Annotated in this window: 12 protein-coding genes and 1 tRNA gene; all 13 read right to left on the bottom strand. The window is 62.8% G+C overall.

Annotated features, from left to right (window positions below):
- Positions 1-7: 7 nt before the first annotated feature.
- Positions 8-4,204, bottom strand: coding sequence for a DNA-directed RNA polymerase subunit beta' (rpoC, locus tag EN852_RS32665; RefSeq protein ID WP_127879982.1), 4,197 nt, complete (start codon positions 4,202-4,204; stop codon positions 8-10).
- Positions 4,205-4,333: 129 nt separating this feature from the next.
- Positions 4,334-8,470, bottom strand: coding sequence for a DNA-directed RNA polymerase subunit beta (gene rpoB / locus EN852_RS32660; RefSeq protein ID WP_127868900.1), 4,137 nt, complete (start codon positions 8,468-8,470; stop codon positions 4,334-4,336).
- Positions 8,471-8,733: 263 nt separating this feature from the next.
- On the bottom strand, positions 8,734-9,114 hold the full coding sequence (gene rplL / locus EN852_RS32655; protein ID WP_042642152.1) for a 50S ribosomal protein L7/L12: 381 nt from the start codon (positions 9,112-9,114) through the stop codon (positions 8,734-8,736).
- 54 nt (positions 9,115-9,168) lie between these two features.
- Positions 9,169-9,687 (bottom strand): 50S ribosomal protein L10, encoded by a 519-nt coding sequence (gene rplJ / locus EN852_RS32650; protein ID WP_127868901.1) that lies wholly within the window; start codon positions 9,685-9,687, stop codon positions 9,169-9,171.
- Positions 9,688-10,056: 369 nt separating this feature from the next.
- Positions 10,057-10,755, bottom strand: a complete 699-nt coding sequence (rplA, locus tag EN852_RS32645; RefSeq protein ID WP_127879981.1) for a 50S ribosomal protein L1 — start codon at positions 10,753-10,755, stop codon at positions 10,057-10,059.
- Positions 10,756-10,759: 4 nt separating this feature from the next.
- The gene (rplK, locus tag EN852_RS32640; protein WP_042642146.1) at positions 10,760-11,188 is read right to left on the bottom strand and encodes a 50S ribosomal protein L11; all 429 of its coding nucleotides are present in this window, start codon (positions 11,186-11,188) and stop codon (positions 10,760-10,762) included.
- Between the two features lie 161 nt (positions 11,189-11,349).
- A complete protein-coding gene (gene nusG / locus EN852_RS32635; RefSeq protein ID WP_095818149.1) occupies positions 11,350-11,877 on the bottom strand; it encodes a transcription termination/antitermination protein NusG in 528 nt (175 codons plus the stop codon).
- A 27-nt stretch (positions 11,878-11,904) separates the two neighbouring features.
- Complete coding sequence (gene secE, locus EN852_RS32630; protein ID WP_027170383.1) at positions 11,905-12,108, bottom strand: preprotein translocase subunit SecE; 204 nt, start codon at positions 12,106-12,108, stop codon at positions 11,905-11,907.
- Positions 12,109-12,457: 349 nt separating this feature from the next.
- Positions 12,458-12,533: transfer RNA gene (locus EN852_RS32625), tRNA-Trp, on the bottom strand.
- A 146-nt stretch (positions 12,534-12,679) separates the two neighbouring features.
- Positions 12,680-13,165 (bottom strand): group II truncated hemoglobin, encoded by a 486-nt coding sequence (locus EN852_RS32620; protein WP_127868903.1) that lies wholly within the window; start codon positions 13,163-13,165, stop codon positions 12,680-12,682.
- 144 nt (positions 13,166-13,309) lie between these two features.
- Complete coding sequence (locus EN852_RS32615; RefSeq protein ID WP_246694474.1) at positions 13,310-14,908, bottom strand: hypothetical protein; 1,599 nt, start codon at positions 14,906-14,908, stop codon at positions 13,310-13,312.
- 186 nt (positions 14,909-15,094) lie between these two features.
- A complete protein-coding gene (locus EN852_RS32610; protein WP_127879980.1) occupies positions 15,095-16,204 on the bottom strand; it encodes a hypothetical protein in 1,110 nt (369 codons plus the stop codon).
- A gap of 159 nt (positions 16,205-16,363) precedes the next feature.
- A complete protein-coding gene (gene tuf, locus EN852_RS32605; RefSeq protein ID WP_040983039.1) occupies positions 16,364-17,539 on the bottom strand; it encodes an elongation factor Tu in 1,176 nt (391 codons plus the stop codon).
- Position 17,540: the final 1 nt, after the last annotated feature.

The raw sequence follows: 17,540 nt of genomic DNA, 5'->3' as shown, positions 1-17,540 counted from the left end.
GTGCCGCTTACTGCGCGGCGTTGACCATGTCGGTCAGCATCGGCTCGGCGACCTCGACACCGGAGGCCTTGCGGCGCTCGTCGATGATGAGCTCGTCGCGCGAGGTGGCGATGCGCCGGATCTGGCTCATCGTGCCGCCGGTGCCGGCCGGGATCAGACGACCGACGATGACGTTTTCCTTCAGGCCCTGCAGCATGTCGGTCTTGCCGGCAACCGCTGCCTCGGTGAGGACCCTGGTCGTCTCCTGGAAGGAGGCGGCCGAGATGAAGGACGGCGTCTGCAGCGAGGCCTTGGTGATGCCGAGCAGCACCGGCTGACCTTCGGCCGGCTTCTTGCCGTCCTCGATCAGGCGCTCGTTAACCTCTTCCAGTTCGATCACGTCGACGTGGTCGCCCGGGATGTAGGTCGAGTCGCCCTGCGTGGTGATCTCGACCTTCTGCAGCATCTGGCGAACGATCACCTCGATGTGCTTGTCGTTGATCGACACGCCCTGCAGTCGGTAGACCTCCTGGATCTCGTTGACGAGGTAGGAGGCAAGCGCCTCCACGCCCTTGATCGCCAGGATGTCGTGCGGCGCCGGATTGCCGTCGAGGATGTAGTCGCCCTTCTCGATGACGTCGCCGTCCTGGAGATGGAACGGCTTGCCCTTCGGGATCAGGTACTCAACCGGCTCCAGCGTCGAGTCATGCGGCTCGATGATGATGCGGCGCTTGTTCTTGTAGTCGCGGCCGAAGCGGATCGTGCCATCGATCTCGGCGATGATGGCGTGATCCTTCGGACGGCGAGCCTCGAACAGTTCCGCAACACGCGGCAGACCACCGGTGATGTCCTTGGTCTTGGCGCTTTCCATCGGGATACGCGCCAGCACGTCGCCAGGCTTCACATGGGCGCCCGGCTCGACCGACAGGATGGCCTCGACCGAGAGCAGGAAGCGTGCATCGCCGCCCTTCGACAGCTTGCCGACCTTGCCCTTGGCGTCCTGGATGACGATCGCCGGCTTCAGGTCGCTGCCGCGCGGCGTCGAACGCCAGTCGATGACCTCACGCTTGGTGATGCCGGTCGACTCGTCGGCAGTTTCTTGAACGGAGATGCCGTCGACCAGGTCCTCGAACGCCACCCTGCCCTCGATTTCGGTGAGGATCGGGCGGGTATAGGGATCCCACTCCGCGATACGCTGGCCGCGCTTCACCTTGTCGCCATCGTCCACGAAGATGCGCGAACCATAGGCGACGCGGTGCGTGGCGCGCTCCTTGCCGGTCTCATCGAGGATGAGCACCGCCATGTTGCGGCCCATGACCATCTGCTGGCCTTCCGAGTTGCGCACCACGTTGCGGTTGCGGATCTGCACCTTGCCCTCATAGGAGGCTTCAAGGAACGAGGAATCCACCACCTGCGCCGTGCCGCCCATGTGGAAGGTACGCATGGTGAGCTGGGTGCCCGGCTCGCCGATCGACTGCGCCGCGATGACGCCGACAGCCTCGCCCTGGTTGACGGGCGTGCCGCGGGCCAGGTCGCGACCGTAGCAGACGGCGCACACGCCGGTCCTGACCTCGCAGGTCAGCGCCGAGCGGATGCGGACCGACTGCACGCCGGCCTTTTCGATCTGCTCGACATCGCGCTCGTCCATCAGCTTGCCGGCCTTGACCAGCAGATCGCCGGTGACCGGATGGTTGATGTCGTCGAGCGCGGTACGGCCCAGCACGCGCTGGCCGACCGAGGCGACGATCTGGCCGGCATCGACGATCGGCTGCATGGTGAGGCCCTTGTCGGTGCCGCAATCCACGGAGTTGACGATGCAGTCCTGCGCCACGTCGACGAGACGGCGGGTGAGGTAGCCCGAGTTCGCCGTCTTCAAGGCGGTGTCGGCCAGACCCTTGCGGGCGCCGTGGGTCGAGTTGAAGTACTCGAGCACGGTGAGGCCTTCCTTGAAGTTCGAGATGATCGGCGTCTCGATGATTTCACCCGAGGGCTTGGCCATCAGGCCGCGCATGCCGGCGAGCTGACGCATCTGGGTGGGCGAACCGCGCGCACCCGAATGCGACATCATGTAGATCGAGTTCATCGGCTTCTGACGGCCGTTGTCCTCGAACTCCACCGCCTTGATGCGCGCCATCATCTCGTCGGCGACCTTTTCCGAGCACTTGGCCCAGGCGTCGACGACCTTGTTGTACTTCTCGCCCTGCGTGATCAGGCCGTCATTGTACTGCTGCTCGTACTCCTTGGCCAAAGCCTCGGTCTCGGAGACCAGCTTTAGCTTGGTATCCGGGATCAGCATGTCGTCCTTGCCGAACGAAATGCCGGCACGGCAAGCATGGGCAAAGCCAAGCGCCATGATGCGGTCGCAGAAGATGACCGTCTCTTTCTGACCGCAGTGGCGGTAGACGGTGTCGATCATCTTGGAGATGTTCTTCTTGGTCATCTCCTGGTTGGCGGTCTCATACGGCACGTTGACGTTCTTCGGCAGAAGCTCGCCAATGATCATGCGGCCGGGCGTGGTGTCGTAGATCTTCGACACGACGTTGCCTTCGGCGTCGACCGTGCGGAAGCGACCCTTGATCTTGGCGTGCAGCGTCACGGCCTTGGTCTCCAGCGCATGCTGGAGCTCGCCCATGTCGGCAAACACCATGCCTTCGCCCGGCTCGTTCTGGTTGACGATCGAGAGATAGTAGAGACCGAGAACCATGTCCTGCGACGGCACGATGATCGGCGCGCCGGAGGCCGGGTGCAGGATGTTGTTGGTCGACATCATCAGCACGCGGGCTTCGAGCTGCGCTTCCAGCGACAGCGGCACGTGGACCGCCATCTGGTCACCGTCGAAGTCCGCGTTGAAGGCGGTGCAGACCAGCGGATGCAGCTGGATCGCCTTGCCTTCGATCAGGGTCGGCTCGAACGCCTGGATGCCGAGGCGGTGCAGCGTCGGCGCGCGGTTCAACAGCACCGGATGCTCGCGGATGACCTCGTCGAGGATATCCCAAACCTCCGGACGCTCCTTCTCGACCAGCTTCTTCGCCTGCTTGACGGTCGAGGAGAAACCCTTGGCGTCGAGGCGGGCGTAGATGAAGGGCTTGAACAGCTCGAGCGCCATCTTCTTCGGCAGACCGCACTGATGCAGCTTCAGCTCCGGACCGGTCACGATGACCGAGCGGCCGGAATAGTCGACGCGCTTGCCGAGCAGGTTCTGACGGAACCGGCCCTGCTTGCCCTTGAGCATGTCGGACAGCGACTTCAGCGGACGCTTGTTGGCGCCGGTGATGACGCGGCCGCGACGGCCGTTGTCGAACAGCGCATCGACGGCTTCCTGCAGCATGCGCTTCTCGTTGCGCACGATGATGCCGGGCGCACGCAGCTCGATCAGCCGCTTCAGGCGGTTGTTGCGGTTGATGACGCGGCGATAGAGATCGTTCAGGTCCGACGTGGCGAAGCGGCCGCCGTCCAGCGGGACGAGCGGGCGCAGGTCCGGCGGGATCACCGGAACCACCTTCATGATCATCCATTCCGGACGGTTGCCGGATTCCATGAAGTTCTCGACGACCTTGAGCCGCTTCAGATACTTCTTCTGCTTCAGCTCGGACGTGGTCGAAGCCAGCTCCGAACGAAGATCGCCGGCGATCTTCTCCAGATCCATGCCGGCCAGGAGGTCATGGATGGCCTCGGCGCCGATCATGGCGGTGAAGGAATCCTCGCCATACTCGTCGACGGCGAGCATGTACTCTTCCTCGCTGAGGAGCTGGTTCTCCTTCAGCGCGGTGAGGCCCGGCTCGGTGACGATGTAGTTCTCGAAGTAGAGCACACGCTCGATGTCCTTGAGGGTCATGTCGAGCAGCGTGCCGATGCGCGAGGGCAGCGACTTCAGGAACCAGATATGGGCGACGGGCGCGGCGAGCTCGATATGGCCCATGCGCTCGCGGCGAACGCGCGACAGCGTGACTTCGACGCCGCACTTTTCGCAGATGACGCCCTTGTACTTCATGCGCTTGTACTTGCCGCACAGGCATTCGTAGTCCTTGATCGGGCCAAAAATGCGCGCGCAGAACAGGCCGTCACGCTCCGGCTTGAAGGTGCGGTAGTTGATGGTCTCCGGCTTCTTGATCTCGCCGAACGACCAGGACAGAATCTTCTCTGGGCTGGCAAGCGAGATCCGGATGGAATCGAACACCTGCGCAGGCGCCTGCGGGTTGAAGAGATTCATGACCTCTTGGTTCATGCCGTTCTCCTTTTCGGGGTCCTCGATAACCCCTTCAATCGATCGCGGACGAAATGTCCGCTGACTGGCCGGTTGCCCGACCGAAAAATTTCAAGGGCGCGCCGCATCCTGGAGCGGCGCGCCATTGCCTTACTCGGCTGCGTCGGGAAGACGCGTCTGGGTCTCTTCGACCTGGGTGTTCTCCAGCTCCACATTGAGGCCGAGCGAGCGCATTTCCTTGACGAGAACGTTGAAGCTCTCCGGAATGCCCGCCTCGAACGTGTCGTCGCCGCGCACGATCGCCTCGTAGACCTTGGTGCGGCCGGCCACGTCGTCCGACTTCACCGTCAGCATTTCCTGCAGCGTGTAGGCGGCGCCGTAGGCTTCGAGCGCCCAGACCTCCATTTCGCCGAAGCGCTGGCCACCGAACTGCGCCTTGCCGCCCAGCGGCTGCTGGGTGACGAGCGAGTACGGACCGATCGAACGCGCGTGGATCTTGTCGTCCACCAGGTGGTGCAGCTTGAGCATATAGATATAGCCCATCGTCACCTTGCGATCGAACGGCTCGCCGGTGCGGCCGTCATAGAGCTGCGACTGACCGCTGGTGTGCAGGCCCGCCTGCTCCAGCATGGTGTTGATGTCGACCTCGTGCGCGCCGTCGAACACCGGTGTCGCGATGGAGACGCCGCGGCGCATCTGCTCGCTCAGGCGAACGATGCTCTCGTCGTCATATTCGCGGATCGGCTCGTTGCGGTCGTTGGCCGGCATGAAGCTTTCCAGCGTCTTGCGCAGCGGCTTGATGTCGCCGCCGCCCTTATACGCGTCGATCAGCTCGCCGATCTTCCTGCCCATGCCTGCGCAAGCCCAGCCCAGATGCGTTTCCAGGATCTGGCCGACATTCATGCGGCTCGGCACACCCAGCGGGTTGAGCACGATATCGGCATGCGTGCCGTCCTCGAGGAAAGGCATGTCCTCGACCGGAACGATGCGCGACACGACACCCTTGTTGCCGTGACGGCCGGCCATCTTGTCGCCCGGCTGCATCTTGCGCTTCACCGCCACGAAGACCTTGACCATCTTCATGACGCCCGGAGGCATTTCGTCGCCGCGCTGCACCTTCTCGACCTTGTCCATGAAGCGCTGCTCGAGCGCCTTCTTGGACTCATCATACTGGCCGCGCAGAGCCTCGAGCTCGCCCTGGAGCTTCTCGTTCTCCACGGCGAACTGCCACCACTGCGAACGCGGATACTCGTCGAGCGTATCCTTCGACAGCTTCGAACCCTTCTTGAAGCCCTTCGGTCCGGCGATCGCTTCCTTGCCGACCAGCGTGTCGGAAAGACGCGCATAGACGTTGCGGTCGAGGATCGCCTGCTCGTCGTCGCGGTCCTTGGCCAGACGCTCGATCTCCTCGCGCTCGATCGCCATCGCGCGCTCGTCCTTCTCCACGCCGTGGCGGTTGAAGACGCGCACTTCGACGACTGTGCCGAAGGTGCCCGGAGGCATACGCATGGAGGTGTCGCGAACGTCCGAGGCCTTCTCGCCGAAGATGGCGCGCAGAAGCTTTTCTTCCGGCGTCATCGGGCTTTCGCCCTTCGGCGTGATCTTGCCGACCAGGATATCGCCCGGCTGCACTTCGGCACCGATATAGACGATGCCGGCCTCGTCGAGGTTCTTCAGCGCTTCTTCCGAAACGTTCGGAATGTCGCGCGTGATTTCCTCCGGCCCGAGCTTGGTGTCACGCGCCATGACCTCGAACTCCTCGATGTGGATCGAGGTGAAGACGTCATCGGCCACGATGCGCTCGGAAAGCAGGATCGAGTCCTCGTAGTTGTAGCCGTTCCACGGCATGAACGCGACCAGCACGTTGCGGCCGAGCGCCAGATCGCCGAGCTCGGTCGACGGACCGTCGGCAATGATGTCGCCCTTGTTGACGCGGTCGCCCATGCGCACCAGCGGACGCTGGTTGATGCAGGTGTTCTGGTTCGAACGCTGGAACTTCATCAGCCGGTAGATGTCGACGCCGGACTTGCCGGGATCGAGATCTTCCGTGGCGCGGATGACGATACGGGTCGCGTCCACCTGGTCGACCACGCCGCCGCGGCGGGCGCCGATGGCGGCGCCAGAGTCACGGGCGACGACCGGCTCCATGCCGGTGCCGACGAACGGCGCCTCGGCGCGCACCAGCGGCACGGCCTGACGCTGCATGTTCGAGCCCATCAGCGCGCGGTTGGCGTCGTCGTTCTCGAGGAACGGGATGAGCGCTGCCGCAACAGAGACCATCTGCTTCGGCGAGACGTCCATCAGGTCGACGTTCTCGCGCGGCGCCATCATCACTTCGCCGGCGTTACGGCAAATGACGAACTCGTCGACGAAGCTGCCGTTCTTGTCGAGCTCGGCGTTGGCCTGCGCGACGTAGTGCTTGGCCTCTTCCATCGCCGACAGGTAGACAACCTCGTTGGTCAGCTTGCCGTTCACGATCTTGCGGTACGGGCTTTCGATGAAGCCGTACTTGTTGACGCGCGCGAAGGTGGCGAGCGAGTTGATCAGACCAATATTCGGACCTTCCGGCGTCTCGATCGGGCAGATGCGGCCGTAATGCGTCGGGTGCACGTCGCGCACCTCGAAGCCGGCGCGCTCGCGGGTCAGACCGCCCGGTCCAAGCGCCGAAAGGCGACGCTTGTGGGTGATCTCCGACAGCGGGTTGGTCTGGTCCATGAACTGCGACAGCTGCGAGGAACCGAAGAACTCGCGCACGGCGGCGGCCGCCGGCTTGGCGTTGATCAGGTCCTGCGGCATGACCGTGTCGATCTCGATCGAGGACATGCGTTCCTTGATCGCGCGCTCCATGCGCAGCAGGCCGACGCGGTACTGGTTCTCCATGAGCTCGCCGACCGAGCGCACGCGGCGGTTGCCGAGATTGTCGATGTCGTCGATCTCGCCCTTGCCGTCGCGCAGTTCCACCAGCGTCTTGACCACGGCCAGGATGTCTTCCTTGCGCAGCACGCGCACGGTGTCCTCGGCCTTGAGCTCGAGGCGCATGTTCATCTTGACGCGGCCGACGGCCGACAGGTCATAGCGCTCGCTGTCGAAGAACAGCGAGTTGAACATGGCTTCGGCGGTCTCGAGCGTCGGCGGCTCGCCCGGACGCATGACGCGGTAGATGTCGAACAGCGCGTCCTGGCGGCTTTCGTTCTTGTCGACGGCCAGCGTGTTGCGGATGTAGGCGCCGACATTGACGTGGTCGATGTCCAGGATCTGGATCTCGTCCTCGCCGGTGCCGAGCAGCACCTTCAGCGTCTTGTCGTCGATCTCGTCGCCGGCTTCGAGGAAGATCTCGCCGGTGGCGTAGTTGACGATGTCCTCGGCAAGGTAGTTGCCGAGCAGGTCCTCATCGGTCGCCTTGATGGCCTTGAGACCCTTCTCGCCAAGCTGGCGGGCCTGGCGGGCGGTGATCTTCTTGCCGGCCTCGACAACAACCTCGCCCGTGTCGGCGTCGACCAGGTCGCCAACGGCCTTGAGGCCGCGGAACCGCTCGACATTGAACGGAATGCGCCAGTGGTCGCCGGAGCGCTTGTAGGTGATCTTGTTGTAGAAGGTCGAGAGGATCTCCTCGCCGTCCATGCCGAGCGCCATCAGAAGCGACGTCACCGGGATCTTGCGGCGGCGGTCGATGCGGGCGTGCACGACGTCCTTGCTATCGAACTCGATGTCGAGCCACGAGCCGCGATAGGGGATGACGCGCGCGGCAAACAGCAGCTTGCCCGACGAGTGCGATTTGCCCTTGTCATGGTCGAAGAAGACGCCCGGCGAGCGGTGCATCTGCGAGACGATGACACGCTCGGTGCCGTTGACGATGAAGGTGCCGTTCGACGTCATGAGCGGCATGTCGCCCATATAAACGTCCTGCTCCTTGATGTCCTTGATCGACTTCGCGCCGGTATCCTCGTCGATATCGAACACGATGAGACGCAGCGTCACCTTGAGCGGCGCAGCATAGGTCAGGTCGCGCTGACGGCATTCGTCAACGTCGAATTTCGGTGCCTCGAACTCGTACTTCACGAACTCCAGCATGGAGGAGCCGGAAAAGTCGGAGATCGGGAAGACCGACTTGAAAACGGCCTGCAGCCCTTCGTCCGGACGGCCGCCCTTGGGCTCGTCCACCATCAGGAACTGGTCATAGGATGCCTTCTGAACCTCGATCAGGTTCGGCATCTCCGCAACTTCCGGGATTTTTCCGAAGAACTTGCGTACGCGTCTGCGGCCATTGAAAGTCTGGGTCTGGGCCATCGTCGCTCCTTAGCTCTAAACTCGGGACGAACCTCGCCGCGGCTCGCCTTGCACCAACGGGCGGCCTCGGCGGCTGCCCCTATCTGTTCTTTGCCGTTCACTGCCAACAGCTTGGCGGCAGCCGGCTAAAACGGGAGAAAACCCGTTTCCGGAAGGCCGCTTTTCGGCCCTCAGGAAAGAGGTTTTCAAACGCCTCGCGCAACAACACCCTCCCTCAACCCAAGGGAGGGGGCGGACGGCGCGAGACCGTCCGCCCTCGCCTGTTACTTCAGCTCGACCTTGGCGCCAGCTGCTTCCAGCTGAGCCTTGAACTTGTCGGCATCGGCCTTGGAAACGCCTTCCTTGACCGGCTTCGGAGCCGCTTCGACCAGGTCCTTGGCTTCCTTGAGGCCAAGGCCGGTGATGGCGCGGACTTCCTTGATGACGTTGATCTTCTGGGCACCGGCGTCGGCGAGAACGACGTCGAATTCCGTCTTCTCTTCAGCCGGAGCAGCAGCAGCGGCAGCACCACCGGCAGCGGCGGCAACAGCCACCGGAGCGGCGGCCGAAACGCCCCACTTCTCTTCCAGAAGCTTCGACAGCTCAGCCGCCTCGAGGACGGTCAGGCTCGAAAGGTCGTCTACGATCTTCGCGAGATCAGCCATTTTGATATTCCTTTATTTGGTTCGAACGTGTGTTGTTGACAGCGAGGAACGGCCTCATGCCGCCTCGTCCTTCCGGGCGTAAGCGCCGATGACACGCGCGACCGAAGCCGCGGGCGCATTGACGATCTGGGCGATCCGGGTTGCCGGCGTGGCGATCATGCCAACCAGCTTGGCGCGCAGCTCGTCGAGCGACGGCATCGTGGCGAGCGCCTTGACACCATCGGCGTTGAGCGAGGTCGAGCCCATCGCGCCGCCGAGAATGACCAGCTTGTCATTCCCCTTGGCGAATTCGGACGCGACCTTCGGCGCCGCAATCGGATCCTCCGAATAAGCGACCAGCGTCTGTCCCTTGAACAGATCGATGATCGATGCGGAGTCCGTGCCCTGAAGAGCGATCTTGGCGAGACGGTTCTTCGCGACTTTGACGGTGCCGCCGGCGGCGCGCATCTTCGACCGAAGGTCGTTCATTTGCGCCACGGTGATACCGGCGTAGTGGGCCACGACGACTGAACCCGCGTTCGAGAACGCATCATTCAGGCCCGTGACGAGTTCGCGCTTTTCCGCTCTGTCCACTGCCTATCTCCAGTTGACCCCTGCCTCATTTTCGAGGTCAGAAGTCGGGTTGCCTTTTGCCGGCCGGGCCATCCAAATCCTGGATCTCCCGAACGACGCTCGAGGATCCTGCCCCCTTTCGCCACACCGACGGCAAAGCCGGCGATGCGCTGACAAAAGGCAAACACGGTTCGAACCTTTCATTGGAGCAGTTGCTCCTTTGTCGGGTCTTCACCCGTCTCATGCAGGCCCACATGAATTAAGGCTGTTGGGCCGCCTGCAATCTCGGACAGGATATCCGGAAACCTTTCGGCTCCCGGTACCGGGCCGCCGACGGATCGGCGGTCCGGAATTCTTATTACGATCAGCTCAAGGCCGACCGGACGACACTTACGACGCGGCGAGCGTCGCGATGTCGAGCTTGAGGCCCGGGCCCATCGTCGAGGTGACCGACACCTTCTTGACGTAGTTGCCCTTGGCGCCAGCCGGCTTGGCCTTGTTCACCGCATCGGCGAACGCGCGCACATTCTCTTCCAGCGCCTTGACGTCGAACGAGACTTTGCCGACGCCGGCCTGGACGATGCCGGCCTTCTCGACGCGGAACTCGACGGCGCCGCCCTTCGAAGCCTTGACGGCCGCGGCCACGTCGGTGGTCACGGTGCCGACCTTCGGGTTCGGCATCATGCCGCGCGGGCCGAGCACCTTACCCAGACGGCCGACCAGCGGCATCATGTCCGGGGTGGCGATGCAGCGATCGAAATCGATCGTGCCCTTCTGGACGATGTCGACCAGGTCCTCGGCGCCAACGATATCGGCGCCGGCGGCCTTGGCTTCCTCGGCCTTGTCGCCACGAGCGAACACCGCGACGCGCACCGAGCGGCCGGTGCCGTTCGGCAGGTTGACCACGCCGCGGACCATCTGGTCGGCATGGCGCGGATCGACCCCGAGATTCATCGAGACCTCGACGGTCTCGTCGAACTTCACCTTGGACCGGTCCTTGAGCAGCTGCAGCGCCTCGGAGAGCGCATAAGCCTTGTTCGGATCGATGCCTTCGCGGCTCTTGGCAACACGCTTTGCAATCTTTGCCATGATCTCAGCCCACCACTTCCAGGCCCATCGAGCGGGCGGAGCCCTCGACCATGCGCATGGCCGCCTCGACGTCGTTTGCGTTCAGGTCCTTCATCTTCTGCTCGGCGATCGCGCGCACCTTGTCGCGGCTGATCGTGCCGACCTTGGTCTTGCCCGGCTCCTTGGAGCCCGACTTCAAGTTGGCGGCCTTCTTCAGGAAGTAGCTCACCGGCGGCGTCTTCATGACGAAGGTGAACGACTTGTCCTGGTAGTAGGTGATGACGACCGGGATCGGCGATCCCTTCTCGAGTTCCTGGGTCTGCGCGTTGAACGCCTTGCAGAATTCCATGATGTTGATGCCGCGCTGACCAAGCGCCGGGCCGATCGGGGGCGACGGCGTGGCCGAGCCCGCGGCAACCTGGAGCTTGAGCTGGCCTGCAACTTTCTTAGCCATCTCTATTCCTGCCTTTTCTCATGCCGGCCCATTAGCGGGACACCGGCGGTTGCAGTCTGGTGGTGCGGTTCCGACGGCCGGCTATGCCGCCCTCGCCTCCCACCCGTTCATGCGGCGTCAGTTCACGCCGCCCCGACGCCCTTCGGGCGCGGGTATACGGATCAGCCCTTTTCGACCTGTCCGAATTCCAGATCGACGGGCACGGCGCGCCCGAAGATCGAAACTTCCACCTTGAGGCGGGCGCGCTCCTCGTCCACTTCCTGGACGACGCCGTTGAACGACGCGAACGGACCATCCGAAACGCGGATCGCCTCGCCGATCTCGAAAGTGACCGAAGGCTTCGGCCGCTCGACGCCTTCCTGGACCTGGTTCAGGATACGCTGCGCCTCGGTCTCGGTGATCGGCACGGGCTTGGAGTCGCCCAGGAAGCCGGTGACCTTCGGCGTGTTCTTGACCAGCGAGAACACGGCGTCCGTCAGGTTGGCCTTCAGGAGCACATAGCCCGGGAAGAACTTGCGCTCTGCATCGACCTTGCGGCCACGGCGGATCTCGACGACCTTCTCGGTCGGCACCACGATCTGCTCGATCTCGCCGGCCAGGCCCTTCTGCTTGGCCTTGTTCTCGATGTCCTCGGCGACCTTCTTCTCGAAGTTCGAATAGGCGTGGACGATATACCACCGCGCAGTCATTTCACGACCTCTCCGTAAACCGCCGAATTAATGCCCGAGACCCAGGATCCACTCGATCGCATAGCCCATCAGAATGTCGGCTGCGAAGAAGAAGAGCATCGCGATCACCGCGAACACCAGGACCATCACGGTCGAGATCATGGTTTCGCGCCGCGACGGCCATGTCACCTTTGCTGTCTCCGCGCGAACCTGCTGGAGAAAGGTGAAGGGATTAGTGGTTTTCGAAGCCATGTGCTGCCTGTTTTCAAGACCCGTTGGCCGGGCCTCCTGGATGATCCCGCTGGCCGGGACGTGCCGCCTGGGCGCTATGCGGCGCGAATCATCGCCGCTATTTCACCCACGCAAATCAGACGCGTAAAGCCGGCTTCCCAGCTCCACGCGTCGCGTGTCTGTTCTGTCTACATAAAACCGATTCTTAATCCACGCAAGTGGCAAGGGTCCGCTTTATGTCCTAACGCCGCCTCGGAACCATCCAGTCGTCCCGTCCCGGCTATGCTGGGCTTATGCCCCAATCCCGGCTATATGGCAAGCCACCCGCCGATTTTCAACCGCGGAGACTTCCGATTGGCCGTTTGGGAAATGGCACGGGCAGCAGGGCTCGAACCTACGACCTGCGGTTTTGGAGACCGCCGCTCTACCAACTGAGCTATGCCCGTGCATGCGCTTGTTCGGCGCAGGCGCTTCCTAAAAGCTTCCGGGCCCTCTGTAAAGAGCACCGACCTGCCGTTTTCAAAGCTTTGCCGGATTTCATGCATGCATTTTCGCCAGCGACGGATTGCGTTGCCAGAAAACGCGCCTGGGCCTACGACTTTCCGGCCGGCGGCTTGTACGGTCCGCCCGGCACGCCCCAGCCCCAGGCCGGCATCGGCTCGGTCTCGGGGTCGCAGGTCTCGCCCAGATTCGAGTTCATCTTCGCCAGCCGCGATCCCCACTCGACATAGCCCATGAAAGCGGAACGGAATTCCGGATCATCGGGCAGGCCGACTTCATCGGCCGAGTCGGCTAGCAGGTTGATCCAGCGGCGGCGCTGCTCCTCGGTGAGGTGCTTGCCGAGATGATGCATCACCATCTCGCGGTGGCCGCCAAACTCCTCGCTATAAGTTTTCGGCCCGCCGAAGACCTCGCCGATGAAGGCGGCGACGTGCGCCGGATGATCCGGCGACATGGTCTTGAACACAGGGCCGACAATCGGATCCAGGGCCACTTTGCCGTAGAAAGTGCGTGTCAGCCTGTTGAGCGCCTCGCCGCCTCCGGCCCATTCGTACAAAGTCGGGATTTCCGCGCTCATCGCCGATCCTCCGTTCCGCAAATCGCGGCAGGAGGATAGCGGCACCGCCCTACCCGCCTCAACCTGCCTCGATGGCCAGTGCGGGCTATCTCCTTGTCCACGCAATCCGGACGGAAAACCGCAAACACTTTTCCCGGAATTGCTCTAAAGTTTCGCTGGCGCCTCGGCCTCGGCGTTGGCGGCCGGCAGCACCCGGCAATTGTCCGGTTTCGGCGATGAGTTGCAGATTGTCGCCCCGGTCAGCGCATCCACCGATTGCGGTCCGGTCGTGAGCCCGAATTCGCGCAATTCGCCCTGGCTAAGTTCCCTGTGCTTGGCAAACTGCGCCGACTGCATGGCGGCAAAAAGGTCTGAGCCGATCGCCATTTCGTCGAGATACGCCCTGACCTTCTCTTCCATGCCCATGGAATGCACCAAAAAATGCGCATCGGCACCGACAAGGCGCCGGATGCCGCCGGCGATCATCACCGCGCAGGCAGCGTCGCATTGGGCGCCTGCATCGATGGTGAGGCCGCTGTAGAGGCCTTCGGTCGGTTCGCAGCCCGCCTTGCCCGGATCGCAATCGAGAAAGTCCGTTCGGGCGACCGCGACATCCAACCCGCGCTCACGGATCAGGCGACCTGCGGCAAGCGCTGCCTGCACATCGCCGCCTGGCGAGTTGACGACCATCGGCAACCTGCGCCCGCCGATCGTATCGAGCAGTTGGCGAAGCTTGCCGGCCGTGCCTTCGGCGATCATGCCTTCCGCCGAAATCCATTCCGGACAATCGGGATTGCAAAGCGGATTGCTGCCGCGGACGACAACGAAGCGCATCTCCTGTTCCTGGATCTGCGGCCCGGGCGCCGGGGCCGGAGCAGCGGGCAAAGGCGCGGCTTCAACGTTCGCGACCTCAGCCGGCTTGCCGTTCGACGGCACCTCGCGGCAATTCGCCGGCACGGGGTTGCGCCGGCACACGGTCTTTTCGGTCAGCAGATCGAGCGAGTCGAGGCTGGTGACGAGCTTCATCTGCAGCATGTCGTCTGGCTCGATCTGCCGGATGTCGCTGGCGGGCGTGGCCTTCATCACATCCAGCACGCCCTGTTCGACGCCCATTTCCTTCAGATAGGCCGACAGCCGCTTTTCGACCGCCTTGCTCATCTCATAGGTCTTGTAGCTGCCGGCATTCTTGCGGCTGACGATCCTGGTGCTGATGATCTTCTTCTTGCCGTTCACGATCCGATAGGTCGTACGGTAGAGCAGTTGCTCACGCCGGAAGGTGGTGGTGATCTGGTGGACACCGAGATAGGCCCATTCGCCGACGACGCGGCGGATGCCGCCGGCAAACATCAGCGGGCAGGCCGAATTGCACATCGCGCCGCTGTCGTAAGCGACGCCGGAATAGGGCTGCTGCTCGGCGTCGTTGCGCCGGCAGTTTTTCATCCCCGGCGAGCAACCGGAAAACTCCGTGATGCCGACCGCGATATCGAGCTTGTTCTTGCGGATCATGCGTCCAAGCTGGAGCGCGGCATCGACATTGCCGCCGGGAGAATTGACGACGATCGGCAGTTGCCGCCCTCCGAGCGTGTTCAGCAAGCGCCTGAACAGCGCCGGCGTGCCGGCCTCGATCGTACCTTCGGCGGAAATCCATTCCGGGCAATTCGGCTCGCAGCCCGGCGCACTGCTGCGCACCACGATGAAGCGCATCGTCGGACCGTAATCCGGCGGATCTTCCTTTGCCTCGGCCGCAAAGGCAGCCAGGCCCATGGCGACAGCCAGGGCCGAGCGAACCAACCCGCGACACCACGAACTATTTGCTGAACGGCGTTCCGCAACCACGCTGACCAAGCCCCTTGGGTACAATCCATACTAGTTGCCGCAATGGTGCTTGCAACAGGTTTGAAAAGGGCCACAGAGCCGGTCCCGCAACAAAGGACGTCTCGACCGTCGTTATCAGGGCTTCATCTGCGTGTATGGGCGACCCACCACATCTCCGTGCCAAGCCGACCATGCTCCAGCTTGGCCAGGATTGCCGCAAACCTCGCCGATGCCGGGGCCATTCGTGTCGCTGCAGAACACCAAGCGGGTTCCAGGACTGCCTGACGGGGGTTCAGACCCGCTCGATGACGCCTTGGTTTGCGCGACGTTGGCCAACTGCTTTGCCTTGTCTGTTGGCGACGTCATTTCCCTGCAATTTTCAGGCGCCGGGTTGGCCTGACAGATGCCTGCCAGAGTCAGCAGCCCGGAATAGTCACCGCTGGTGACGAGCTTCATCTGAAGCATGTTATGTAGCTCCAGCTGATGGATGGCGCTGGCCGGCGTGTTCTTCATCGTCAGAAGCACGCCCTTTTCGACGCCCATTTCGCTGAAATAGGCGGCGAGCCTTCTCTCGAGAGACTTGCTCATCTTGTAGACCTTGTAGCTGTCGCCCTGAATGATGTATTCGGTGGTAACCTGATATTTCCTGCCCCGTACGGTCTGATAAGTGGTTCGATACTGCCGCCTGGTAGGAAAGTAGGTCGTGGTGATCTGATGCACGCCAACATAGGCCTGCCCGCCAGCGAGGCGCCTGACGCCGCCGGCAAACATCAGCGGACAAGCGGAATTGCATATGGCGCCGCTGTCAGACGCAACACCGAAATAGGTGGCGCCCTCGCCCGGTTGGCAGAAATCCATGCCCGGCGGACAACCGGTGAATTTGGTCGTGCCGACGGCGATATCGAACTTGTTCTTGCGGATCATTCGGCCAAGCTGCAACGCCGCGTCGACGCTGCCCCCCGGGGAATTGACGATAATGGGCAGCTTTCGTCCGCCGAGCTTCTTCAGGAAGCGCTTGAACAACGCCGGCGTCTCGGTCTCGATCGAGCCTTCGGCGGATATCCATTCGGGGCAGATCGGCTCGCAACCCGGCGCATCGCTGCGCACAATGCCGAACTGCATCGGTGGGCCTAGGTTGACTTGCGTCTCTTCGGCGAAAGCCATCTTTGCCGCGACGAGCAGCGCAAGCAGGCAAATAAGCTGTAGCGACCACAGTGCTTGAGAGTCAAACCGCCCCGGAACCATTTGAAAACACCCCCAACACAACCGATAATAGTTGCTGCAACGGTGCTTGCAATAGCTCCGAAACAACCCCGCAAGACTTGTTCCGTACGATGCTAGCAAACGAAAAAGGGCGGCCCGAAGACCGCCCTTTCCTGTAGAACCGGCAAAAAGCCGGTCCAATTATTCCTTGATGGTGACGACGATGCCTGCACCGACGGTGCGGCCGCCTTCACGGATGGCGAAGCGCAGCTTCTCTTCCATCGCGATCGGCACGATCAGCTCGACGTCGACGGTGATGTTGTCGCCGGGCATCACCATCTCGGTGCCGGCCGGCAGCGTCACGATGCCGGTCACGTCCGTCGTGCGGAAGTAGAACTGCGGACGGTAGTTGGTGAAGAACGGCGTGTGGCGGCCGCCCTCGTCCTTGGTCAGGATGTAGGCTTCGGCCACGAACTTCTTGTGCGGCTTCACCGAGCCGGGCTTGGCCAAAACCTGGCCGCGCTCGACGCCTTCACGGTCGATGCCGCGCAGCAGCGCGCCGATGTTGTCGCCCGCCTGACCCTGGTCGAGCAGCTTGCGGAACATCTCCACGCCCGTGCAGGTCGTCTTGGCGGTCGGACGGATGCCGACGATTTCCAGTTCCTCGCCGACCTTGACTACGCCGCGCTCGACGCGGCCGGTCACCACCGTGCCGCGGCCCGAGATCGAGAACACGTCTTCGATCGGCATCAGGAACGGCTTGTCCAGCGGACGGACCGGCGTCGGGATGTAGGCGTCGACCTGAGCCATCAGCTCGCGGATGGCGTCCTCGCCGATGGTCTTGTTGGAGTCTTCAAGAGCGGCCAGCGCCGAGCCCTTGACGATCGGAATGTCGTCGCCGGGGAACTCGTTCTTCGACAAAAGCTCGCGAACCTCGAGCTCGACCAGCTCGAGCAGCTCGGCGTCGTCGACCTGGTCGACCTTGTTGAGGAACACCACGATCGAGGGCACGCCGACCTGACGGGCCAGCAGGATGTGCTCGCGGGTCTGCGGCATCGGGCCGTCGGCGGCCGACACGACCAGGATCGCGCCGTCCATCTGCGCGGCGCCCGTGATCATGTTCTTCACATAGTCGGCGTGGCCGGGGCAGTCGACGTGGGCATAGTGACGGTTGGCCGTCTCATACTCGACATGCGCCGTCGAGATCGTGATGCCGCGCGCCTTCTCTTCCGGGGCCGCGTCGATCTGGTCATAGCGCTTGTATTCGCCAAAATACTTCGTGATCGCCGCCGTCAGCGACGTCTTGCCATGATCGACGTGGCCGATCGTGCCAATGTTCACATGCGGCTTGGTGCGCTCGAATTTACCTTTTGCCATA

This window comes from Mesorhizobium sp. M2E.F.Ca.ET.209.01.1.1 (assembly GCF_004010375.2).
Classification (GTDB): Bacteria; Pseudomonadota; Alphaproteobacteria; order Rhizobiales; family Rhizobiaceae; genus Mesorhizobium.
The sequence above is the reverse complement of the archived record's forward strand: the minus strand, read 5'-3'. Positions and strand labels throughout refer to the sequence as shown.